Genomic DNA, 18,545 nt, shown 5'->3' on the forward strand with positions numbered 1-18,545 from the left:
ACCGGGCGTTCGTAGCGCCACGCCATGCGTGGCTGGGCCTGGACACGGTAGAGCCACGCCATGCGTGGCTCCCCGGTGCCCCATCGATCAGGTCAACGCAATCGACTTGGTCTTGCGTTCGGCCAAACGCTTTTCCAGATAGTGGATGTTCTGCCCACCGGCCTGGAAGCCCTTGTCGCGCATGATCCGCTGCTGCAGCGCGACGTTGGTCTTGATACCGTCCACCACCATCTCGCTCAGCGCCACGCGCATGCGCGCAATGGCCGTTTCGCGGTCCGGACCGTGCACGATCAGCTTGCCGATCATCGAGTCGTAGTTTGGCGGCACGCGGTAGCCGGCGTAGATGTGCGTATCCACACGCACACCGGGGCCACCCGGCGGATGGAAGGCCGTGATCTGGCCCGGGCTCGGCACGAAGGTTTCCGCATCTTCGGCGTTGATGCGGCACTCGATCGCGTGACCCGTGAGCACGATATCGCTCTGCTTGATCGACAGCTTCTGGCCCGCAGCGATCTTCAGCTGCTCCACCACCAGGTCGATACCGGTCACCATTTCGGTTACCGGGTGCTCCACCTGGATACGGGTGTTCATTTCGATGAAGTAGAAGCGGCCGTCCTCGTACAGGAACTCGAACGTACCCGCACCGCGGTAGCCGATGCGCACGCAGGCTTCGGTGCACACCTTGCCGATCTGCTCGCGCTGTTCGGCGCTGATGCCCGGTGCCGGTGCTTCTTCCACCACCTTCTGGTGGCGGCGCTGCATCGAGCAGTCGCGTTCACCGAGGTGGATGGCGTTGCCCTGGCCGTCGGCCAGCACCTGGATTTCCACGTGGCGCGGATTCTCCAGGAACTTCTCCATGTAGACCTCGCCATTGCCGAACGCGGCCTTGGCCTCGCTCTTGGTGGTCTCGATGGAGGTCTTCAGCGATGCCTCGGCATGCACCACGCGCATGCCGCGCCCGCCGCCACCACCGGCCGCCTTGATGATGACCGGGTAGCCGATCTCACGGGCGATCTTGGTGTTGGCGACGATGTCTTCGCCCAGTGGGCCGCCCGAACCGGGCACGCACGGGACGCCGGCGGCCTTCATCGCGCGGATCGCTTCCACCTTGTCGCCCATCATGCGGATGGTGTCCGCCTTCGGGCCGATGAAGATGAAACCGGATTCTTCCACGCGCTCGGCGAAGTCGGCGTTCTCCGACAGGAAGCCGTAGCCGGGGTGAATCGCCTGGGCATCGGTGACTTCCGCGGCGGCAATCAGCGCTGGAATGTTGAGGTAGCTTTCCGGCGACGGCGCCGGGCCGATGCAGACCGACTCGTCGGCCATGGCCACGTGCTTGAGGTTGCGGTCGACCGTGGAATGCACGGCCACCGTGCGGATGCCCAGGGTGTGGCACGCGCGCAGAATGCGCAGCGCGATCTCCCCTCGGTTGGCAATAACGACTTTGTCGAGCATGGACGGATCCTTAGCCGATCACGAACAGCGGCTGGTCGAACTCGACCGGCTGGCCGTTTTCACCCAGGATGGCCACGATGGTGCCGGAAGCATCGGCTTCGATCGGGTTGAACATCTTCATCGCTTCGATGATCGCCAGCGTTTCGCCGGCCTTGACCTGCTGGCCCACCGACACGAAGGCCGGCTTGTCCGGTGCGGACGAGGTGTAGAAGGTGCCGACCATCGGCGAACGCAGCACGTGGCCGTCCGGCAGTGCCGGGCCCGGCTTGGCGCTGCCGCCGGTGGAGGCTTCGGTCGGCGACTGCATCGGCATGGCCGGTGCGGCGGCCTGGGCCGGAGCCGCTGCCGGCGCCATCATCATCTGCGGCGCGGCCTGCATCATGCCGTAGCCGGACACCGGGGCGCGCGACAGGCGCACGGACTCTTCGCCTTCCTTGATTTCGATTTCGGCCAGGTTCGACTCTTCAAGCAGGTCGATCAGTTTCTTGATTTTGCGGAGATCCATAGGGGCCTCTGGGTGTTGATGTCAGTGTGGTGGGAAGCGCAGTGCGCTCGGGTCAAAGGAATTTCAGGCTGCCGCCAGCCGGGTCAGTGCCGCGTCCATCGCGTAGCGGTAGCTGTCCGCGCCGAAGCCGCAGACCACACCCACCGCCTTGTCGCTGAAGTAGCTGTGCTGGCGGAACGGTTCACGCGCATGCGGGTTGGACAGGTGGATTTCGATGAACGGCACATCCACCGCCGCCAGCGCATCGCGCAGGGCTACCGAGGTGTGGGTGAATGCCGCCGGGTTGATCAGGATGAAAGTGGTACCGTCGGTACGGGCGGCCTGCACCCGGTCCACCAGCACGTGTTCGGCGTTGGACTGCAGGTGGTCCAGCTCGTGGCCGGCGCCTAGCGCCTGGGCCAGCAGGGCCTGGTCGATCTGCGCCAGCGTGGTATGCCCATACACCCCCGGCTCGCGCGTACCGAGCAGGTTGAGGTTGGGGCCATGCAGGACCAGCAGTTTCGCCATGAGGACCACGGAGCGGGAAAGGGCGAAGTCTGGCGGAAGCGGTGGATGGTGTCCAGTTCGGCGAAGTTACGCGCGTTTCAATCAATCGTTTGAAATTTGCGGCGAAGGCTTGGGGTCAGGGGCTCATGCGTCGAGGCGAAGTCTGCCAGCTCCTCCGCCTGGCCCTGTGGGAAGGTCTCCTTGAGCAGGTCCAGCAGTGCCGACACCCGGGAGCTCAGCAGGCGCCGCGACGGGTATAGCGCCCATATCTCGATGGGGGGCGCCTTTGCATTTCCCCATGACACCAGCGCACTGCGGTTGAGATCGTCGGCAACCAGTGAGAAGGGCAGCATGGCCGCACCGATTCCAGCGCGCACTGCATCCCGGACCATGGTCAGCGCGCCCAGCCGGAGTAACGGCTCGACCGCGACGCGCACTTCGCTGCCATCCCGGATGAGGGCCCAGCTCGTCGCATCGCTCGAGGGCCGGAACACCGCTGGCGCCGTAGCGCCCGGCGCAGGCAAGGGCAACGCCGGGTGCGCCACCGCCACCAGCCTATCGCGAACCAGCACCCGTCCCACCAGCCGCTCATCCGGATCGGGATTGACCCGGATCACCAGGTCGTAGCCTTCTTCCACCATGTCCACGGGGCGACCTTCGGTGGTGACCTCCAGCCGTACCTGCGGATATCGCCTCGCGAACTCAGCCGCGATCTTCCCCAGCGCCATCTGCGAAAACAGCATCGGCGCGCTTACCCGCAGACGGCCGCGCGGTGTGTCGCCACCGGACGCGATGGACGAGGCGGCCTCATCCAGTTCGCTCAGCAGCGCCTCGGTGCGCGCGTACAGCGCCTGGCCTTCCTGCGTCAGCTTGAGCGTGTGCGAGCCGCGTTCGAACAGCCGCACGCCCAGGCTGGCCTCCAGCTCGCCCACCCGCCGCGACAGCGTGGCCTTGGGCCGCTCCGCCGCGCGCGCTGCCCGCCCGAAGCCGCCATGGCGCGCCACCAGATTGAAATCGGCCAGGGCAAGCAGGTCCATGTGTTCCACCAATGAGACGGGTGGTCCAAGTATATGGGCTATCGGCTCAGGCATGGATCAACAACCATGAGGCCTCCCAACCCAACCCGGAGCAACCCCATGACCATCCTCATCACCGGCGCCACTGGCAACGTAGGCCGCCAGGTCGTCCAGCACCTCACCCAGCGCGGCGCCACCGTCCGCGCCCTGGTCCGCAACGCCGCTACCGCCAACCTGCCCGAAGGCGTGGACGTGGTGCAGGGCGACCTGCTGGATGTGGACGCTCTGCGCCAGGCCTTCCACGGCGTTTCCACGCTGTTCCTGCTCAACGCCGTGGTGGCCGAGGAATTCACCCAAGCGCTGATCGCCCTCAACGTGGCGCGCGAGGCGGGCGTGAAGCGCGTCGTCTACCTCTCCGTGATCCACAGCGACCGCTACGTCAACGTGCCGCACTTCGCCGGCAAGTTTGGCGTGGAGCGCATGATCGAGCAGCTGGGCTTCAGCGCCACGATCCTGCGCCCGGCGTACTTCATGGACAACGACCTAACCATCAAGGACGTGATCGAGGGCTACGGCGTGTACCCCATGCCCATCGGCAGCAAGGGCCTGGCGATGATCGACACCCGTGACATCGCCGAGATCGCTGCGCTCGAACTGCTCCGCCGCGAACAGGCGCCGGACGACAGTACGCTCACCCGCATCAACCTGGTCGGCCCCGAAGCACTGACCGGCAGCCAGCTGGCCGCGCTCTGGAGCGAGGCGCTGAACCGTCCCATCGCCTACGGTGGCGATGACACGGCCGCCTTCGAGCAGAACCTGCGCCAGTTCATGCCGGCGTGGATGGCCTACGACATGCGGCAGATGGCCGAGCGCTTCATCAGCGACGGCATGCTGCCGGCGGCAGGGGATGTGGAGCGGCTGATGCAACTGCTGGGTAGGCCGTTGCGCGCGTACCGCGCGTTCGCGGCCGAGCGTGCAGCAACGCGCTGAAGGGTGAAGGACGTCAGCGCTGGAACTGCATCTGCAGCCAGCGCTTGGCGGCGGCCTCATCCCCACCGCTGAGGGATATATATCTTCCATGCATTGGTCATATGCCCATTACCCACTTTTTCCACAATGACCGCGCCGCGTAGATTCTCCTGACTGTCCGTCACGGAGTGGTCCATGCAGACCCGCACGATTCCCGGCACCCGGCTGTCCGGTCTGACGTCTACCTTGGCCTGCATTGCGCTGCTGCTCTGCACCGGGGCTGCCATGGCCAGTGAGCCGCTGCAGATCCAGTCGCAAGGCAGCTTCATTGCCGGCGGCACCGTGCAGCAGCAGCCGGGCGCCTTCGATCCGTTGCTGCCCTCCAAGCCGGATGGCCAGAGCTACCACGGCGATCATGTCTATGCCTTCTACCAGGTCCCGGTGGATGCGCGTCCGCTGCCGATCGTGATGTGGCACGGCGCGGGCCAGTCGTCCAAAAGCTGGGAGACGACTGCCGATGGCCGCGAGGGCTTCCAGAATCTGTTCCTGCGTCGCCGCTTCGCGACCTACCTGATCGATCAGCCAAGGCGCGGCAAGGCCGGCCGAAGCATGGTGGAGTCCACGCTGAAGCCCGTTGCGGATGATCAGATGTGGTTCAACCAGTTCCGCATCGGCCTCTGGCCGCAGTACTTCGATGGCAGCCAGTTTCCGAAGGGGGAGGCCACGCTTGACCAGTTCTTCCGTTCGGTCACGCCGAATACGGGTCCGTTCGACAGTGCCGTGGTCTCTGATGGCGTCGCCGCGCTGTTGCAGAAGACCGGGCCGGCGATTCTGTTTACGCATTCGCAGGCGGGAGGTCCGGGCTGGATGACGGCGATCAAGAGCAAGAATGTTCGCGCCATCGTGGCCTTCGAACCCGGTAGCAGCTTCGTATTCGCCCAGGACGATGCGCCGGCACCGATCCCCAGCGCCTTCGACTCCGTCGCGCCCGTCGTGGTGTCGCCCGAGGAATTCAAGGCGCTGACGCGCATCCCGATTCTCGTTCTGTACGGTGACAACATTCCCGAGAAGCCCGTTCGCCTGCCCGCGCAGGACAGCTGGCGGGCACGCCTGGAAATGGCCCGTGCCTGGCGCGACGCCGTCAATCGACAGGGCGGCGATGTCACCCTGATCCATCTGCCGAACGTGGGGATTCGCGGCAACAGCCACTTCCTGTTTTCAGACCTCAACAACGTCCAGATTGCCGACCTGGTAAGCGATTTTCTGGAAAGAAAACACCTGGACCGTTGAGCAGGCACCGCTGCGGTTGCCCCTCAGCCCTGGTAGCGCAGTGCATCGCGCAGCAATGTAAACGCAGGCGAGGATTGCCGGCGGCTGGGGTAGTACAGGTGATAGCCCGGGAACGAAGGGCACCAGTCCTGCAGTACGTGCACCAGCGCCCCCGCCTGCACGTGCGGGCGCACCAGGTCTTCGGGCATGTAAGCCAGCCCCAGCCCTTCCAGTGCCGCGCCCAGGCGCAGCGCGATGTTGTTGAACACCAGCTGGCCCTCCACGCGCACCTTCAGCTCCTGGCCCTTCTTCTCGAATTCCCACGCGAAGATGCCGCCGTGCGTGGGCAGGCGGATGGTGATGCAGTTGTGGTGGGTGAGATCGTGCGGCGATTTGGGCTTCGGGCGCTGCCGGAAGTAGGCTGGCGAGCCGACCACCGCCATGCGCAGGTCCGGCCCAACACGCACGGCGATCATGTCCTTGGCCACCTGTTCGCCCATGCGGATGCCGGCATCGAAGCCCTCGGCGACGATATCGGTCAGCCCGTAGTCGACGACGACTTCAATGTTGAGGTCCGGGTGATCGGGAAGCAGCTTGCCCAGCACCGGCTGCATCACAGTGAGCGCGGCATGCTCACCGGCGGTGATGCGCAGGCGCCCTGCGGGCTTGTCGCGGAAGGCGTTGAGCTGCGCCAGTTCGGTGTCGATTTCCTCGAAGCGCGGCGCGATCACCCGCAGCAACTGCTCGCCTGCTTCGGTGGGTGCAACGCTGCGGGTAGTACGGGCGAGCAGGCGCACTCCAAGCCGCTCTTCCAGCTGGCGCATCGACCGGCTCAGCGCCGGCTGCGACATCCCCAGCTGGGCGGCGGCGCGGGTGAAGCTGCGCTCCCGCGCCACCAGGGCGAACATGGCCAGCTGGTCGTAGTTCTCGACGCTCATTGATGCGTTCCGGATATAAGCGATATCCGATTATGCCCCTGCAAGCATGCCTGGTGGGGGCGTAGATTGGGGCCATGACCCTTCCATCTCCCAATCCTGGCCGCCGGGCAGTGGTGGCCGCACTGGCATCGCTGCCGCTTGGGTGCGCGGCGGCGGAGCCAGATACGCAGGCAACGGCCTCGCCTTCGAACGCGCGGACGCTGGTTGCCTACTTCTCCCGCTCGGGCAACACACGGGTGATTGCCGGGTTGATCCACCGCAGCATGCCGAGCGAGCTGGTTGAGATCCTGCCGGCGAAGGACTACCCGGACGACTACCTGGAAACGGTGGCGCAGGCGCGGCACGAACGCGACGACGGGGTTGAACCTGCATTGCGGGCGACCATTGCCGACATTGCCCGCTACGACACGGTGTACCTGGGCTTTCCCATCTGGGGCGAGACCGCGCCGCCGGTGATCCGCTCGCTGCTGTCACGGCACGACATGAGCGGCAAGACCATCGTGCCGTTCATCACCCATGGCGGCTATGGCGTGGGCACCAGCCTGCGTGTGCTGGCCCGCCATGTCCCCAAGGCACGCATCCTGGACGCCTTCGTGATGGAGGCCGATCAGGAGCGCAGGACCGTGGAGACCGTCAACGCATGGTTGGCCACTCCACCCACTGTTCGATGAGGATTCCGCAATGAAAACCCGCATTCTTGGTCAAGGCCTCGAAGTCTCCGCCCTCGGCCTGGGCTGCATGGGCATGAGCGCGGCCTATGGGCCCGCCGCAGACAAGGGCGAGATGATCGCCATGCTCCGCACGGCGGTGGAGCGCGGTGTCACCCACTTCGACACCGCTGAAGCCTATGGCCCGTTCGCCAACGAGGAACTGGTCGGTGAGGCCTTGGCACCGCTACGCGACCAGGTCGTGATCGCCACCAAGTTCGGCTTCGATATTGACCCGGTGAGCGGGGCGCGCGGGCCGGGCACCAACAGCCAGCCGGCGCACATCAAGGCGGCGGTGGACGCCAGCCTCAAGCGGTTGCGCACCGAGCGCATCGACCTGCTGTACCAGCACCGTGTGGACCCGGCGGTGCCGATTGAAGAGGTTGCCGATGCGGTGAAGGCGTTGATCGCGGAAGGGAAAGTGGGGCACTTCGGGTTGTCCGAAGCAGGGTTGCAGACCATCCGCAGGGCGCACGCGGTGCAGCCGCTTACGGCCGTGCAGAGTGAGTACTCGTTGTTCTGGCGCGAGCCGGAGAAGGAACTACTGCCGCTGCTGGATGAGTTGGGTATTGGCTTTGTGCCGTTCAGTCCGCTGGGTGCGGGGTTCCTGACCGGCAGGATCGACGAGCATACGCAGTTCGACGCGAGCGACTTCCGCAATGTGGTGCCACGCTTCTCCCCTGAGGCGCGTCGAGCGAACATGGCCCTGGTGGACGTGGTCAAGGCGATGGCGACTGAGAAGGGTGCTACGCCGGCGCAGGTCGCGCTGGCCTGGCTGCTGGCGCAGAAGCCGTGGATTTCGCCGATTCCGGGTACCACCAAGCTGCATCGTCTTGATGAGAACCTGGGTGCCGTGGATCTGGTTCTGGACCACGCCGACCTGATGCGCATCGACGAAGAGGTGAGCAACATCCGCATCAGCGGTGAGCGCCTGCCCGAAGCGGCGCTGAAGATGACGGGCAGGTAAGCTGCAGGTAATTCGCATCACCGGACCCGGCGTCGGTCCAAAAGGTAGGTGGGGTCAAATGGCGGCATTCGATCATTCCTTGGCGGCACTCCGACTCTTCGGGGATGAGCTTGTCCCCGACGAGATTAGTGCCTTGCTGGGAGCCAACCCAACGGTGGCGCATCACAAGGGTCAGGAAATTGTTGGCAGCCGTACCGGAGTCACGCGTATTGCCAGGACCGGCAGTTGGCGGCTCAGAGCGGCTGATCGTGCGCCGGAGGACCTGGAGGCCCAGATTTTCGAGATTCTTGAGCAACTCACACATGATCTCAGTGTCTGGGACTCATTGGGACGGTTCAAGCCCAACCTGTTCTGCGGCCTTTTCATGGGCAGCAACAATGACGGCATCTCGCTTTCGGCAAAGGCGATGCTTGCCATCGGTCAGCGCGGTATCGCACTCGGGCTGGACGTCTATGATTCTGATGAAGAGGAGTCCAGCGCCGGGCCCTAGCAAATCATTCGAGCCGGAGCCGTGTTGCGGCGCCTTGATCTTTTGCTGCCCAGATCGCCGGTAGGCGGTCATGGCTGGCCAGCCACTGGGCAAGGTTTGGATCCAGCCAGCGGACCAAGGTTACGCCCTTGCCGTGCTGCTCGCAGAGATCCGGGGTTAGCCAGAGCAACGGCTCGTGGTGGAAAACCCGGTTTCGCAGTTCACGTACCCGATTCAAGGCACCGGAGACAGTGTGTCGTTGTCGCTGATCACGCGGACACGCGGGGAACGCCAGGCGCAGATCCTTCCACAATGAGGGCTGGTACTTCACGTTGAACAGCATGCACCAGAACCCGAAGGTCAGTTCTGCCAGAACCTTGTCTGGGCTGGTCCTTTCGCGTCGTTGTTTCAGCTTTTGCTTGGCGTCTGCCAGCACGCGGTTCACCTTGTCAAATTCTGGCTGGCCAGCCCATGCTTCCCACCAGTCGTCGCGGCCGTAACGATGTTTCAGTCGACCATGCAGAGCGTTGCGCAGCCCGATCTCAAGGACATTGAGCATCGGCAGCATGGCTTCGGCCAGCAGCATGTTGCGCGAGTAGTCAGCTGCGGCGAGTGCCGCATCGCCGCCTCTGGCTGCCCGGTATCGTCCAATACGGGCGGGGGAGAAGTGTTGCTCCATCTGTTCCCACTTCATGACCCTTCACTTTCGCCTGAATGACCGTTCTGCTAGACTAGCCCGGCAGCCCTAGCTTCAGTCCTCTCCCAGCCACCATTACTGGTGAAGACACTAGGTCCGTTCTGGCCCCGCTTTGCGGGGCCATCTAGTTTCCGAAAGGTCTGCCACCGGCGGGCCTTTGGCCTTGAATGGGCCGAAAGTACTTGAAACAGGCAGTTTCCGTGTCAGTCATGCTGACTACGTGAGTGAACCGCACGAGCCGCGTAACCTGGAAATACGCATTCGGCAGTACGTGTGACGTCACTCCAGCGCCGTTTCCATTGAAAGATTCGATCATGCTCGATATGAGGCGTGGCTTGGTGCGTTGACGCACATGACTACCTGGTGCGTGGCCACCCGCATTACCGCCACGGGCCTGGAAGAGCTTGGTGGTAGCCGGTTACGTTTGGAGGCTTCCGCGAGAGTCGAGGCGACGTTGGCGACGGCAGCCCCCGCAAATGCGCGCGATCTGCCCAGAACAGGTCACTGAGATTTGCGCGGGTATGCCGGGCTGCCTACCAACCTTGTCCGCGATTCCCGCCCCGGCTACGATCGGCCTGCCCCAGCGTATTGTTCAATCTCCGCACCCATGATGGACGCCCATGAACGAGCAGACCCTGCCTTCGCGGCTTGCCTCAACTGTGGCATTCGCCCTCAGAGAGAACCGTCGTGAATCTTGAGACGATTGAAATCAAGGCCTTTGTCCCGGCGAGAGACCTTCTGGAGTCCTTGGCGTTCTACAAGGCGCTCGGCTTTGAGGCCACTATGGTGTCTGATGATCTCGCTCACCTTAGTCATGGCAAGACCGCTTTTCTGCTCTCGCACTTCTACAATCCAGAGCATGCAAACAACTTCGTGATGCACATGCTTGTTGCCAACGCCGACGACTGGTATCAGAACGTCATGAAGGACGCCGTTGTCGGGAATTTCGCCGTTCGGACCAGCCCGCCAGAAGATCGTCCCTGGGGAATAAGGGACTTCACAGTCATTGACCCGACAGGTGTGCTCTGGCGAATTGGACAAGTGATTCCGGGCTGAGGCTCAACAATCGATTGGGTTCGTTATCCTGCTCCGCTCACAGCAGGTGCCATGCCTGAGCCACTCTGAAATGCTGTGGGCGTCGTCCCAGTGACCTGCTTGAACGCAGCTGAGAAGGCTGCGGTACTTCCAAAGCCGGCATTGGTTGCCACGGTAGCAATCGCTTTGCCCGACGACAGTTGCTCCATTGCCCATACTATCCGGGCCCGCTGCCGCCATGCCTTCAAGGTCATTCCAGTCTCCAGTGGAAACAACCGGCTGGCGGAGCGGACCGAGGTTGCGGCACGCAATGCCAGCTCACCAACATCCAGAGAATGGCAGTGGTCGGCCACCGCGATGTCTGCCAGTCGCCGCCCCAGCGCACTTTTCGGCAACGGAAGAAACGTGGTTGCTTCCTGAAGAATGGTCATCTCGTGCAGTGCGAGCCTGACGATCAACTCGGCCTTCTGCGGTCCAAGGTCGGTCGCGACCGCTTCGTCAAGCAGGGCGCGCAGCAGAGGCGTCACCCGCGAAATGAACGGACGCTCTGGAAATGAGGGAGGCGCCCAGTCCCGTATCGCATCCTTCTGCCAAAGGATGATCCATAGTTCTGCATCCGTGATGATATCCAGGCGATGCGGGACACCCGCAGGCACCCACGCGGCGAGTTGGGGCGGCACCAGCCAAACGCCATCGTCGGTATGCAGCTGCACCATTCCCGAGGCAGCGAAGGTGAGCTGTCCCTGGTCATGGACATGCTGGGGCAGCGCCGAGCCTTTCGGCTTTGACGCCCGGTGGATGCTGAAAGAACGCTCCATCTGTGCCTGGCCTTTGTGCGATGCGGATTGGCGCCACATCGCAGAAGTGTATCCCTAAGATGGGGAGCCCAGACGACCAGAAGAACGGAACTGCACAGATGACGATGAAAAGTGTGCTCATTCGCGCGTATGGCTCCAACGAGCAGGTCGAGCTTGCCGATGTAGCCCGGCCGGTGCCCAACGCAAACGAAGTCCTGATCAGGGTTCAGGCTGCCGGCGTGAATCCGATTGATTGGAAAATCCGCGACGGGGCAGGGCAGCGCATGGGAAAAACGCTGCCCATCCAACTTGGCAGTGAGGTCGTCGGCACGATCGAGGCGCTGGGTGCCGGCGTCGATCGTTTTCGGGAAGGCGAGGCCGTTTACGCGATGGTGTCATCGGGCGGATTCGCGCAGTACGCCATCGCCCAAGCGAACCATCTGGCCCGCATACCGAACAATCTCGACATCGTTCATGCTGCCGCTTTGCCGCTGGCGGGCACCACCGCGTGGCAGGCACTTTTCGATGAGGCCGGGCTTTCGGCGGGGCAGCGCCTGCTGATCACGAACAGCTCCGGAGGCGTGGGCTCACTTGCGCTGCAGTTGGCCAAGGTCCATGGCGCACATGTCACTGCAGTTGCCTCAGGCCGCAACGAGGCATTCGTTCGAGGTCTGGGCGCTGATGCGTTCATCGACTACACCCGTGAGCCTTTCGAGGAGGCCGTTGGTGATATCGATGTTGTTCTCGATACCATGGGTGGCGAAACCTTCCAGCGCGCCTTCAAGTGCCTGAGAAAGGGCGGCGTCATGGTCACCGTGGTCGCCTTCCCGCAGGATGAAGCAGAGCGTTTTGGGGTAACCGTGAAGCGATCCGCCACCCTGCCAAGCGCAGCGAGCCTGGCACAGATCACGACGCTGGTGGAGGCGGCCAAGGTCGTTCCCCACGTGGAATCCGTGTTTCCTCTTGCAGAGGTAAGGCAGGCGCTTGCCTTGTCCGAGGCGGGCCGAACGCGCGGCAAGATCGTCCTGACAGTCTCACACTGACGCAGGCAACCTCGCCCGCGGGTGTGCAGAAAATGCCAGCGCTTATCGGGTGAGGCTGAGCGACCAGACAACGAACATCGCCCAGAAGGGCGCGATGCCTGCCGCCCACGCCGTGAGCGGAGCAACAGCAACGCGCCGGGACATGGCGACACACAGGGCGAACACGGGCAGCAGTACGCCCAGCTCGATGAGCAGGTTGCGCCAAAGGTAGTAGTTGCCGAGCTTGAGGGTGCCTGCGCTGGGCAACACTCCCACGGCAATGGACACGTCCGCGCCGAACGGCCAGAGCAGAGGCACCGGATGTGCACCCACCAGCAGGTCGAGAACCGGGTGGGAGGCGCTGGCCACCATCAGCCACACCACGGGCAGGCGTAGCGTGGTGCACCTGCGCAAGATGCAGTGAACAAGCACGGCAGCACTGAGTGCAAACAGGAAGCTGTGGGTGAACCGTGGCGTCGCGTCATATCCGGCCAGCCACACGGCGAGGTAATCAATATCCGCGCACACGGCCAGAACCACGAATGGCAGCAGGGACCCGCGCGTGCGGCGATTCGACCGCGCGCTGCAAAGGTAGGCAGTAACACCAGCGGCAGCATGGCCAACGATGGATGACATGGGGTGGCCCTGGTGGTGGCGGAGCGGAAAGTGTGCCAACCGCCCATGAGGCCAGCGAGGGTGCAATGTGTGGCGAGAATGAAGCGTGCGCATGAGCGGCGCGCATCCACTGCAACGCTGGCTTAGCGGGGCGTCTGGCAAAGGTGCGTATGCCCGTGCGCAGGCCGACCGATGTGCAAGGAATGCGTGCTCGCTGCGCATTTTCCGCAGGTAGATGACGCGAACGCCTCGATAGAGATGGCGTCAAACAAAGCCGTCAAATCAACAGGAACAAGCAATTTCCTATCCTCCGCGGGCTCCTGCATGGTGGCCACCGGAGTGTAGGAACTCCTTCACATGAGAAAGTTGGACGTCCCTTTGTCGGGAGGGTGGCTAATACAACACCCTCGGGGAAATACGCCCACCGGTTCTCGTGTGTCGGTTCCTAACCTCCCGACTCCCTCGCCATCCCGGCGAGGGAGACATCCATCGGAGGTCCCTAATGCAAACGCACTGGGCTGACACGCCCTACTTCGAGATCGGACGCGACTTGAACTACCCTGCCACTTGTCCCAACGACGAGGTGCGCGCCTCGTCCCCACCACCCTGCGCGGTGTGCGACGACGAGCCCATTCCCTACATGCTGCTGCGCGGGCCCTGGCTGAGCAGGATGGGCTTCGACATCGGCAGCAAGGTGAGCGTAAGGGCGTGCAGCCGGTTCATCACCATTTCCGTGGTCGAGCCTTCGACGCGCATGGTGTCCGACCCGCCACCAATGTTGGAGCGCCAGGGCGTGGTTGACCAGTGGCCGCTCTCGGAGCGGCAGTCCCGGCCGGAGCGCACGTCATGAACAAGCGCGGCGTGATGCGAGTGAAGGTGGACGAGGCGCTGCGCATGCGCTTCAGGGGTGCGGCATCGCGGGCACGGACAAGCCCTGCGCATTTGATTCGGCTGCTGATGCAGGAGTACGTGGAAATCCAGGGTGGTCATCCTGCGTATTGCCCGCCTGTGGACGAACACACCTTCGAATCTGTGGCAAACGCCGTAGTGCGAGCGGTGCCACCGGCGATGCCCATCTTCGTCTACGAAGACGACGATGAGCAGACGGTTGCCCGCAAGGAAGGGTGGTGGTGTGAAGCGTTGGCGGAGAACCCAAGGTACTGAGCCGGCCTTCAGGACGGGCAGGGTGCAGGCGCCTGCCATGGCGGGGCGCCCGCGCTGGCAGGGCGCCACGCCAAGGGTGCGCGCCCAGCGTTCCGTCCATGGCACTGGTGTGGCCGAATTGTGATGTTACCTTTAGTAGGTAGCGTCATTCGAGACCCATCCCCCATGCACAGCCTGATCGTAGCAGCCCACCCCGAACCCGCTTCCCTGACCCACGCGATAGCCAAGCGCATCGGCGATGCCGTCCTTTCCGCGCACAGTGGCAACACCGTGGAAATCGCCGACCTGGCCGCGGAGGGCTTCGACCCGCGCTTCAGCCAGGCCGACAACGCGCTGTTTCGCCAGACCGCGCCGGTGCCGGCCGACGTGGCCGCCGAGCACGCCCGCATCGATCGCGCAGACGCACTGGTGCTGGTCTATCCGTTGTACTGGTGGTCGTTTCCGGCGCTGCTGAAGGGCTGGATCGACCGCGTGTTCACGCAGGGCTGGGCGTATGCCGAGGGTGCCGACGGCAAGGTGGCCAAGAAGCTGCAGCGGCTCCAGGTGCACCTGGTGGGCCTGGGCGGTGCGGACGCCGGCATGCTGGAGCGGCGCGGCTACGGCGCGGCGATGAAGACCCAGATCGACATGGGCATCTTCGACTACTGCGGCGCACGCGTGCTGTCGTCCACGCTGCTGCTGGAGTCGGACAGCGGCAGCGCCGACGCCCACCTGCGCACCGCCGCGGATATCGGACGTACCATTGGGGCCTCCGCCGCCGCGTGACCCTCGCCACTTCAATGCCTGCCCGCCCTGAACCACCCCGCCGCCGCATGCCGCGCGAACAGCGCACCCGCCAACTGCTGGACGTGGCGTGGGCGCTGGTGGGCGAGGAGGGCACCGACGCGCTGTCGCTGGGGCGGCTGGCAGAGGCCGCGGGCGTCACCAAGCCGGTGGCGTACGACCACTTCGTCACCCGCAATGGCCTGCTGGCGGCGCTGTACCAGGACTACGACCAGCGCCAGACGGCGGTGTTCGAAGAGCGCATCGGCAACGCGAAAGCACAGCTGAAAGACCGCGCGCATGCGATAGCCGGCGGCTACATCGACTGCGTGCTGTCGCAGGGCAGTGAGATCCAGGGAATTCTTGCGGCGCTCGCAGGTTCGCCGGAACTACTGGCGGTGAAGCGGCGATATCAGCAGGCGTTCGTTGCAAAATGCGCCGGATGGCTGGGCGACTTTGCGACCGCTGGCAATGTGCCGGAGGCCGGGTACTGGGCGATGCTCGGTGCCGCTGAATCACTGTCCGAGGCGGTTGCCGCTGGGCTGGTGGAACAGGCGGTGGCAGAAGCTGAGCTGGAGCGGGTGATCGTCTCGATCATCAAGCGCGGCCGATAGATCACTTGGACACAGGTACGTTCATCGCGGACTGCTAGTAGCCCATTCCAAGCTCCTGTGCCTGCTGCGCGAGAGCATCTAGTGCTCGCAACTGACGCGCTCTCTTCAATTCCAACACGTCGTTTGGATGCACGTGATCCTCCGGCCCATCTTGGCTGCATGGAGTGACATTTATCTCTGACCGTGTGCGGCAATAATGGAGCGAGACGGTCGGGCGATCTTCAGCGTCGCGGGCTGACAGTGCAGGGCACGGAAGGGGAGTGGGAGTGGGAGTGGGAGTGGGAGTGGCCATGGATCACGTTGACGAACCGGGTTCGACGGATCATCGCCGTCATGGCGGCTGAATCGCCATGAAGAATCAACGAAAGCCTGGCGCAGCTGTTCCATCCATGCCGATCTGGCGGCAGATGCGTCGCCAAGGTTGCCTCGTGAGCGCCGAATTACTACCCAATTATTAGACGGCTTTGTAATTTACAAAGCCCTCCCATAATTGATGTGTAAAAGGGCGGCGGGATGCGACACCGCCACCTGCGCGACCTGTACTCGGCACGAAAGGCGTCATTGGACGGCGCCTTCAGCATCAAGTTCTCTCAGGCTCGCAACCGCCTTACGGCGCCGCCGGCTTGCTCGTGCCGGTCCACGACTTGCTGATGATCATCCACTTGCCATCAATCTTGGCGAGGCCGAGGTAGTCCACGCCATCCCAGCGCGGGTAGTCCAGGGATACCTTCACCAGCGCGCCGTGCGGGGTCACGTCCAGGATCTCGTACTTGCGGTGGCGCTTGTCCTCATCGGCGGCCGGTGCGCCGGGAAAGCCCTTGGCCCATTCTTCCGCGCTGACCTGCATCATGCCCTTGGTGACCGGCGAGTAGCCCACCACCACGCCGTCCTTCCTGAGCACCTGCAGGATGATCGTGGGGTCGCCGGCTTCGAAGCCGCGCATCATGGTCTGCATGACCTGGTCAACGGCGGCACGATCATGGGTCTGCGCCATGACGGTGGCGGGAAGCAGCGCAAGGGCGGCGGAAAGGCAGAGGGTTCGGATCGCGATGTTCATGGAATTCCTGGTCTGGGTTGGGTTCGGGTGTGTATGTGGCGTGGCGGATCAGTTGCTGGCCGCGCTGCCTGCGGGTTTTCTGGACGCGTTCTTGCGAAGCACTTCAACCACGGCTTCGGCGACGGGTCTGGCAGAGGCGTAGTTCTGCCCCGTGACCACGCGGCCATCGACCTGGACATAGGGGTCTTCGGCGTCGATGGCGCTGAACACGCCGCCGCGCGCGGTGACGGTCTTGCCCATCAGGAATGGAAACTCGCGGAAGTAGGCGGCGTCGCGATCCTCGTGCTGTTCGGGGAAGCCGGTGATGCGCTTGCCGGCCAGCAGGCTCTGGCCACCGGCCAGGGTGAGGTTCACGATGCCGGCCGTGCCATGGCAGACGGCCGAGACCACGCCGCCGTTGCGCTCGTACACATGCAGGGCGATGCGCTGCAGGGCGGCGTTCTCCGGCACGCCGTACATGGCGTTGCTGCCACCCACGTAGTACACGGCGCGGTAACGGGCGGGGTCGATCTGGGCCGGGGTGGCGGTGTTGCGCAGCCCGGTCATGATGCGGGCGTCCTTCAGGCGCGCCTCCACGTCGTCGCTGACATAGGCGTCCAGGATCGGCACGTCGCCGCCATCGGGCGAGACGAAGTCCACGGCGTAGCCGGCGGCATGGAAGGTGTCCCAGGCATGCACGACCTCGCCGAAGCTGACGCTGGCCGGCAGCGCCGAGCTGCCGTGAAGCTTGGTGCTGGAGACGACGAAGAGGACGCGCTCCTGGCCGGCACGGCCGGCGTCGGCCGCCGCGTCGGCCTGGCAGACACCGCCGGTCAGGTTGCCAATCAGCAGGAACAGCAGGGAGAGGATGTAGCGGGAGGCGTTCATGGCGCTGGCTCGCAGGGAGGAGCCGCTACGCTAACCAATCGCTTTAAAATCAATATGTTGAAAACCGTTCCCGCACTGCTGGAATCGATTCTAGGAGACCGTTGCGGCCGCCCGGAACGCCGCCGGCGTGATCCCTTCGTGCTTCTTGAACGCGCTGTGGAAGGTGGACATGGACTGGAAGCCCGCCTGCTCGGCGACGAGCTCAAGCGGCTTGGGCGGCACCTGCCGCAGCAGCGCCTTGGCCTCCACCACGCGCAGCTGCGCCAGGTATTGCTTGAACGAGGTCTGGTTGTTGTCATTGAGCAGCTGCGACAGCCGGGTCTGCGGCATGCCCAGCCGGCGGGCAAGGCGCGGCAGGGTGAGGCCGGCGTCCAGGTACAGCCGCTCCTTCTCCATCAGCTCCGCCAGTGCCTGGAGCTGGGCGGCCGCCTCGGTCTGGGGAATCCGGCGGTCCTGATAGGGCTCGACCGTTGCCTGGCCGGACCGCTGGCGCAGGTAGACCACCACGCTCAATGCCAGCACGAAGGTGAAGGACAGCGCGCCCACGATGTAGGAGGTGTAGCCGGCGGTGTAGTACGCGATCCAGATGATCCACACCCCCGCCAGCGCGCCCAGCAGCAGCGGGCCGGTCGGCGCCCCCGCCAGGCCGGTGCGGTGGCGGTAGAGCTGGACGGTGGTCAGCAGCAGGTAGCCGAGCCAGACGTAGTTGATGCCCGGGGTGATCACATGCCGCCACAGCTCGGGATAGCTGGTGTAGGGCACGAACAGGTTCGTCCCGACGGCCAGCACCAGCAGCGCGGCGACATGCCAGCGGTCGATGCGCCACCGGCCGGGCGCATCGCTCTGGCACGCGCGTACCAGGAAGAACAGGCAGGGGCCGATCAGGAAGCAGGCGGTCAGGCCGAACTGCAGGACGATGCGGGGGATGTCGGGCCAGAAATAGAACGCCACGGACTTTCCGGTACGCACGCCCACGGCCAGGATCAGCAGCGACAGCCAGCGCAGCGGCGCCTCGCCCTGGGCACGCCACCACAGGAACGATGCGAGCCCGATGCCATTGAACGCACCGAGCATGGCGAAGAAAAACAGCAGGTGCTGGCTCAGCATGGTCGATCCGTCGAAACACTCGGGCCT

Annotated in this window: 22 protein-coding genes; 11 read left to right on the plus strand and 11 right to left on the minus strand. The window is 64.2% G+C overall.

From position 1 onward, the window contains the following. Nucleotides 1–87 precede the first annotated feature (87 nt). From accC to ACOZHM_RS05620, 4 genes are all read right to left on the minus strand, one after another. Nucleotides 88–1,455, minus strand: coding sequence for an acetyl-CoA carboxylase biotin carboxylase subunit (gene accC, locus ACOZHM_RS05605; protein WP_421568048.1), 1,368 nt, complete (start codon nt 1,453–1,455; stop codon nt 88–90). 10 nt (nt 1,456–1,465) lie between these two features. Further along, nucleotides 1,466–1,960: an acetyl-CoA carboxylase biotin carboxyl carrier protein gene (gene accB / locus ACOZHM_RS05610; protein WP_421568049.1), complete on the minus strand. Its 495-nt coding sequence runs from the start codon at nt 1,958–1,960 to the stop codon at nt 1,466–1,468. A 63-nt stretch (nt 1,961–2,023) separates the two neighbouring features. Then, nucleotides 2,024–2,467 carry a type II 3-dehydroquinate dehydratase gene (gene aroQ / locus ACOZHM_RS05615; RefSeq protein ID WP_421568051.1) on the minus strand — a complete coding sequence of 148 codons (444 nt, stop codon included), beginning with the start codon at nt 2,465–2,467 and terminating at the stop codon, nt 2,024–2,026. A 77-nt stretch (nt 2,468–2,544) separates the two neighbouring features. Further along, nucleotides 2,545–3,483, minus strand: coding sequence for a LysR family transcriptional regulator (locus tag ACOZHM_RS05620; protein WP_421568052.1), 939 nt, complete (start codon nt 3,481–3,483; stop codon nt 2,545–2,547). Nucleotides 3,484–3,582: 99 nt separating this feature from the next. Between ACOZHM_RS05620 and ACOZHM_RS05625 the strand changes: the two genes are divergently transcribed. Both ACOZHM_RS05625 and ACOZHM_RS05630 read left to right on the plus strand, forming a co-directional pair. Next, nucleotides 3,583–4,452 carry an SDR family oxidoreductase gene (locus ACOZHM_RS05625; RefSeq protein WP_421568053.1) on the plus strand — a complete coding sequence of 290 codons (870 nt, stop codon included), beginning with the start codon at nt 3,583–3,585 and terminating at the stop codon, nt 4,450–4,452. Between the two features lie 174 nt (nt 4,453–4,626). Then, complete coding sequence (locus tag ACOZHM_RS05630) at nt 4,627–5,721, plus strand: alpha/beta hydrolase (protein ID WP_421568054.1); 1,095 nt, start codon at nt 4,627–4,629, stop codon at nt 5,719–5,721. Nucleotides 5,722–5,744: 23 nt separating this feature from the next. On the opposite strand, the gene ACOZHM_RS05635 is transcribed toward ACOZHM_RS05630, so the two are convergent. Continuing rightward, nucleotides 5,745–6,638, minus strand: coding sequence for a LysR family transcriptional regulator (locus ACOZHM_RS05635; protein WP_421568055.1), 894 nt, complete (start codon nt 6,636–6,638; stop codon nt 5,745–5,747). Between the two features lie 74 nt (nt 6,639–6,712). Between ACOZHM_RS05635 and ACOZHM_RS05640 the strand changes: the two genes are divergently transcribed. Genes ACOZHM_RS05640 through ACOZHM_RS05650 form a run of 3 tightly spaced genes read left to right on the plus strand, consistent with a single transcriptional unit; the run spans nt 6,713 to nt 8,802 of the window. Further along, nucleotides 6,713–7,309: a flavodoxin gene (locus tag ACOZHM_RS05640; RefSeq protein ID WP_421568056.1), complete on the plus strand. Its 597-nt coding sequence runs from the start codon at nt 6,713–6,715 to the stop codon at nt 7,307–7,309. A 10-nt stretch (nt 7,310–7,319) separates the two neighbouring features. Further along, nucleotides 7,320–8,312: an aldo/keto reductase gene (locus ACOZHM_RS05645; RefSeq protein WP_421568057.1), complete on the plus strand. Its 993-nt coding sequence runs from the start codon at nt 7,320–7,322 to the stop codon at nt 8,310–8,312. Between the two features lie 58 nt (nt 8,313–8,370). Continuing rightward, a complete protein-coding gene (locus tag ACOZHM_RS05650; RefSeq protein WP_421568058.1) occupies nt 8,371–8,802 on the plus strand; it encodes a DUF4279 domain-containing protein in 432 nt (143 codons plus the stop codon). A gap of 4 nt (nt 8,803–8,806) precedes the next feature. Here ACOZHM_RS05650 and ACOZHM_RS05655 read toward each other — a convergent pair whose 3' ends face one another. Further along, on the minus strand, nt 8,807–9,475 hold the full coding sequence (locus ACOZHM_RS05655; protein WP_421568060.1) for a hypothetical protein: 669 nt from the start codon (nt 9,473–9,475) through the stop codon (nt 8,807–8,809). A 690-nt stretch (nt 9,476–10,165) separates the two neighbouring features. On the opposite strand from ACOZHM_RS05655, the gene ACOZHM_RS05660 reads away from it, so the two are divergent. Continuing rightward, nucleotides 10,166–10,534: a VOC family protein gene (locus ACOZHM_RS05660; protein WP_421568062.1), complete on the plus strand. Its 369-nt coding sequence runs from the start codon at nt 10,166–10,168 to the stop codon at nt 10,532–10,534. A gap of 23 nt (nt 10,535–10,557) precedes the next feature. Here the strand turns inward: ACOZHM_RS05660 and ACOZHM_RS05665 are convergent, their stop codons facing one another. Then, nucleotides 10,558–11,370 (minus strand): AraC family transcriptional regulator, encoded by an 813-nt coding sequence (locus tag ACOZHM_RS05665; RefSeq protein ID WP_421568063.1) that lies wholly within the window; start codon nt 11,368–11,370, stop codon nt 10,558–10,560. 59 nt (nt 11,371–11,429) lie between these two features. On the opposite strand from ACOZHM_RS05665, the gene ACOZHM_RS05670 reads away from it, so the two are divergent. Beyond that, nucleotides 11,430–12,353: an NADP-dependent oxidoreductase gene (locus ACOZHM_RS05670; RefSeq protein WP_421568065.1), complete on the plus strand. Its 924-nt coding sequence runs from the start codon at nt 11,430–11,432 to the stop codon at nt 12,351–12,353. 42 nt (nt 12,354–12,395) lie between these two features. Here the strand turns inward: ACOZHM_RS05670 and ACOZHM_RS05675 are convergent, their stop codons facing one another. Then, on the minus strand, nt 12,396–12,968 hold the full coding sequence (locus ACOZHM_RS05675; protein WP_421568066.1) for a metal-dependent hydrolase: 573 nt from the start codon (nt 12,966–12,968) through the stop codon (nt 12,396–12,398). 481 nt (nt 12,969–13,449) lie between these two features. On the opposite strand from ACOZHM_RS05675, the gene ACOZHM_RS05680 reads away from it, so the two are divergent. The 4 genes from ACOZHM_RS05680 (at nt 13,450) to ACOZHM_RS05695 (ending at nt 15,487) form a co-directional block, all read left to right on the plus strand. Further along, entirely contained in the window at nt 13,450–13,797 is a 348-nt protein-coding gene (locus ACOZHM_RS05680) for a hypothetical protein (RefSeq protein WP_421568068.1), read from the plus strand. After that, nucleotides 13,794–14,111 carry a hypothetical protein gene (locus tag ACOZHM_RS05685; RefSeq protein ID WP_421568070.1) on the plus strand — a complete coding sequence of 106 codons (318 nt, stop codon included), beginning with the start codon at nt 13,794–13,796 and terminating at the stop codon, nt 14,109–14,111. Before ACOZHM_RS05680 ends, ACOZHM_RS05685 begins: the two co-directional genes overlap by 4 nt. Nucleotides 14,112–14,276: 165 nt before the next feature. Beyond that, nucleotides 14,277–14,876: an NAD(P)H-dependent oxidoreductase gene (locus tag ACOZHM_RS05690; RefSeq protein ID WP_421568071.1), complete on the plus strand. Its 600-nt coding sequence runs from the start codon at nt 14,277–14,279 to the stop codon at nt 14,874–14,876. A 14-nt stretch (nt 14,877–14,890) separates the two neighbouring features. Further along, nucleotides 14,891–15,487 carry a TetR/AcrR family transcriptional regulator gene (locus ACOZHM_RS05695; RefSeq protein ID WP_421568072.1) on the plus strand — a complete coding sequence of 199 codons (597 nt, stop codon included), beginning with the start codon at nt 14,891–14,893 and terminating at the stop codon, nt 15,485–15,487. Between the two features lie 607 nt (nt 15,488–16,094). On the opposite strand, the gene ACOZHM_RS05700 is transcribed toward ACOZHM_RS05695, so the two are convergent. The 3 genes from ACOZHM_RS05700 to ACOZHM_RS05710 all read right to left on the minus strand — a co-directional run bounded on the left by ACOZHM_RS05700 (nt 16,095) and on the right by ACOZHM_RS05710 (nt 18,518). Then, nucleotides 16,095–16,544 carry a nuclear transport factor 2 family protein gene (locus ACOZHM_RS05700; RefSeq protein WP_421568073.1) on the minus strand — a complete coding sequence of 150 codons (450 nt, stop codon included), beginning with the start codon at nt 16,542–16,544 and terminating at the stop codon, nt 16,095–16,097. Between the two features lie 48 nt (nt 16,545–16,592). Next, a complete protein-coding gene (locus tag ACOZHM_RS05705) occupies nt 16,593–17,411 on the minus strand; it encodes a type 1 glutamine amidotransferase domain-containing protein (RefSeq protein WP_421568074.1) in 819 nt (272 codons plus the stop codon). A 90-nt stretch (nt 17,412–17,501) separates the two neighbouring features. Then, the gene (locus ACOZHM_RS05710) at nt 17,502–18,518 is read right to left on the minus strand and encodes a helix-turn-helix domain-containing protein (RefSeq protein ID WP_421568075.1); all 1,017 of its coding nucleotides are present in this window, start codon (nt 18,516–18,518) and stop codon (nt 17,502–17,504) included. Nucleotides 18,519–18,545 lie beyond the last annotated feature (27 nt).

The organism is Stenotrophomonas sp. PD6 (assembly GCF_049199305.1).
In the GTDB taxonomy this organism is placed as follows: Bacteria; Pseudomonadota; Gammaproteobacteria; order Xanthomonadales; family Xanthomonadaceae; genus Stenotrophomonas.

Excerpts from the sequence above, each read along its gene's own strand:
- ACOZHM_RS05675 (WP_421568066.1), bottom strand. The coding sequence starts at position 12,968 with ATGTCATCCATCGTTGGCCATGCTGCCGCTGGTGTTACTGCCTACCTT.
- accC (WP_421568048.1), bottom strand. The coding sequence starts at position 1,455 with ATGCTCGACAAAGTCGTTATTGCCAACCGAGGGGAGATCGCGCTGCGC.
- ACOZHM_RS05710 (WP_421568075.1), bottom strand. The coding sequence starts at position 18,518 with ATGCTGAGCCAGCACCTGCTGTTTTTCTTCGCCATGCTCGGTGCGTTC.
- ACOZHM_RS05690 (WP_421568071.1), top strand. The coding sequence starts at position 14,277 with ATGCACAGCCTGATCGTAGCAGCCCACCCCGAACCCGCTTCCCTGACC.
- ACOZHM_RS05670 (WP_421568065.1), top strand. The coding sequence starts at position 11,430 with ATGACGATGAAAAGTGTGCTCATTCGCGCGTATGGCTCCAACGAGCAG.
- ACOZHM_RS05680 (WP_421568068.1), top strand. The coding sequence starts at position 13,450 with ATGCAAACGCACTGGGCTGACACGCCCTACTTCGAGATCGGACGCGAC.
- ACOZHM_RS05665 (WP_421568063.1), bottom strand. The coding sequence starts at position 11,370 with ATGTGGCGCCAATCCGCATCGCACAAAGGCCAGGCACAGATGGAGCGT.
- aroQ (WP_421568051.1), bottom strand. The coding sequence starts at position 2,467 with ATGGCGAAACTGCTGGTCCTGCATGGCCCCAACCTCAACCTGCTCGGT.
- ACOZHM_RS05685 (WP_421568070.1), top strand. The coding sequence starts at position 13,794 with ATGAACAAGCGCGGCGTGATGCGAGTGAAGGTGGACGAGGCGCTGCGC.
- ACOZHM_RS05645 (WP_421568057.1), top strand. The coding sequence starts at position 7,320 with ATGAAAACCCGCATTCTTGGTCAAGGCCTCGAAGTCTCCGCCCTCGGC.
- ACOZHM_RS05625 (WP_421568053.1), top strand. The coding sequence starts at position 3,583 with ATGACCATCCTCATCACCGGCGCCACTGGCAACGTAGGCCGCCAGGTC.
- ACOZHM_RS05620 (WP_421568052.1), bottom strand. The coding sequence starts at position 3,483 with ATGGACCTGCTTGCCCTGGCCGATTTCAATCTGGTGGCGCGCCATGGC.
- ACOZHM_RS05630 (WP_421568054.1), top strand. The coding sequence starts at position 4,627 with ATGCAGACCCGCACGATTCCCGGCACCCGGCTGTCCGGTCTGACGTCT.
- ACOZHM_RS05700 (WP_421568073.1), bottom strand. The coding sequence starts at position 16,544 with ATGAACATCGCGATCCGAACCCTCTGCCTTTCCGCCGCCCTTGCGCTG.
- ACOZHM_RS05655 (WP_421568060.1), bottom strand. The coding sequence starts at position 9,475 with ATGAAGTGGGAACAGATGGAGCAACACTTCTCCCCCGCCCGTATTGGA.
- ACOZHM_RS05640 (WP_421568056.1), top strand. The coding sequence starts at position 6,713 with ATGACCCTTCCATCTCCCAATCCTGGCCGCCGGGCAGTGGTGGCCGCA.
- ACOZHM_RS05705 (WP_421568074.1), bottom strand. The coding sequence starts at position 17,411 with ATGAACGCCTCCCGCTACATCCTCTCCCTGCTGTTCCTGCTGATTGGC.
- ACOZHM_RS05635 (WP_421568055.1), bottom strand. The coding sequence starts at position 6,638 with ATGAGCGTCGAGAACTACGACCAGCTGGCCATGTTCGCCCTGGTGGCG.
- ACOZHM_RS05695 (WP_421568072.1), top strand. The coding sequence starts at position 14,891 with ATGCCTGCCCGCCCTGAACCACCCCGCCGCCGCATGCCGCGCGAACAG.
- ACOZHM_RS05650 (WP_421568058.1), top strand. The coding sequence starts at position 8,371 with ATGGCGGCATTCGATCATTCCTTGGCGGCACTCCGACTCTTCGGGGAT.
- accB (WP_421568049.1), bottom strand. The coding sequence starts at position 1,960 with ATGGATCTCCGCAAAATCAAGAAACTGATCGACCTGCTTGAAGAGTCG.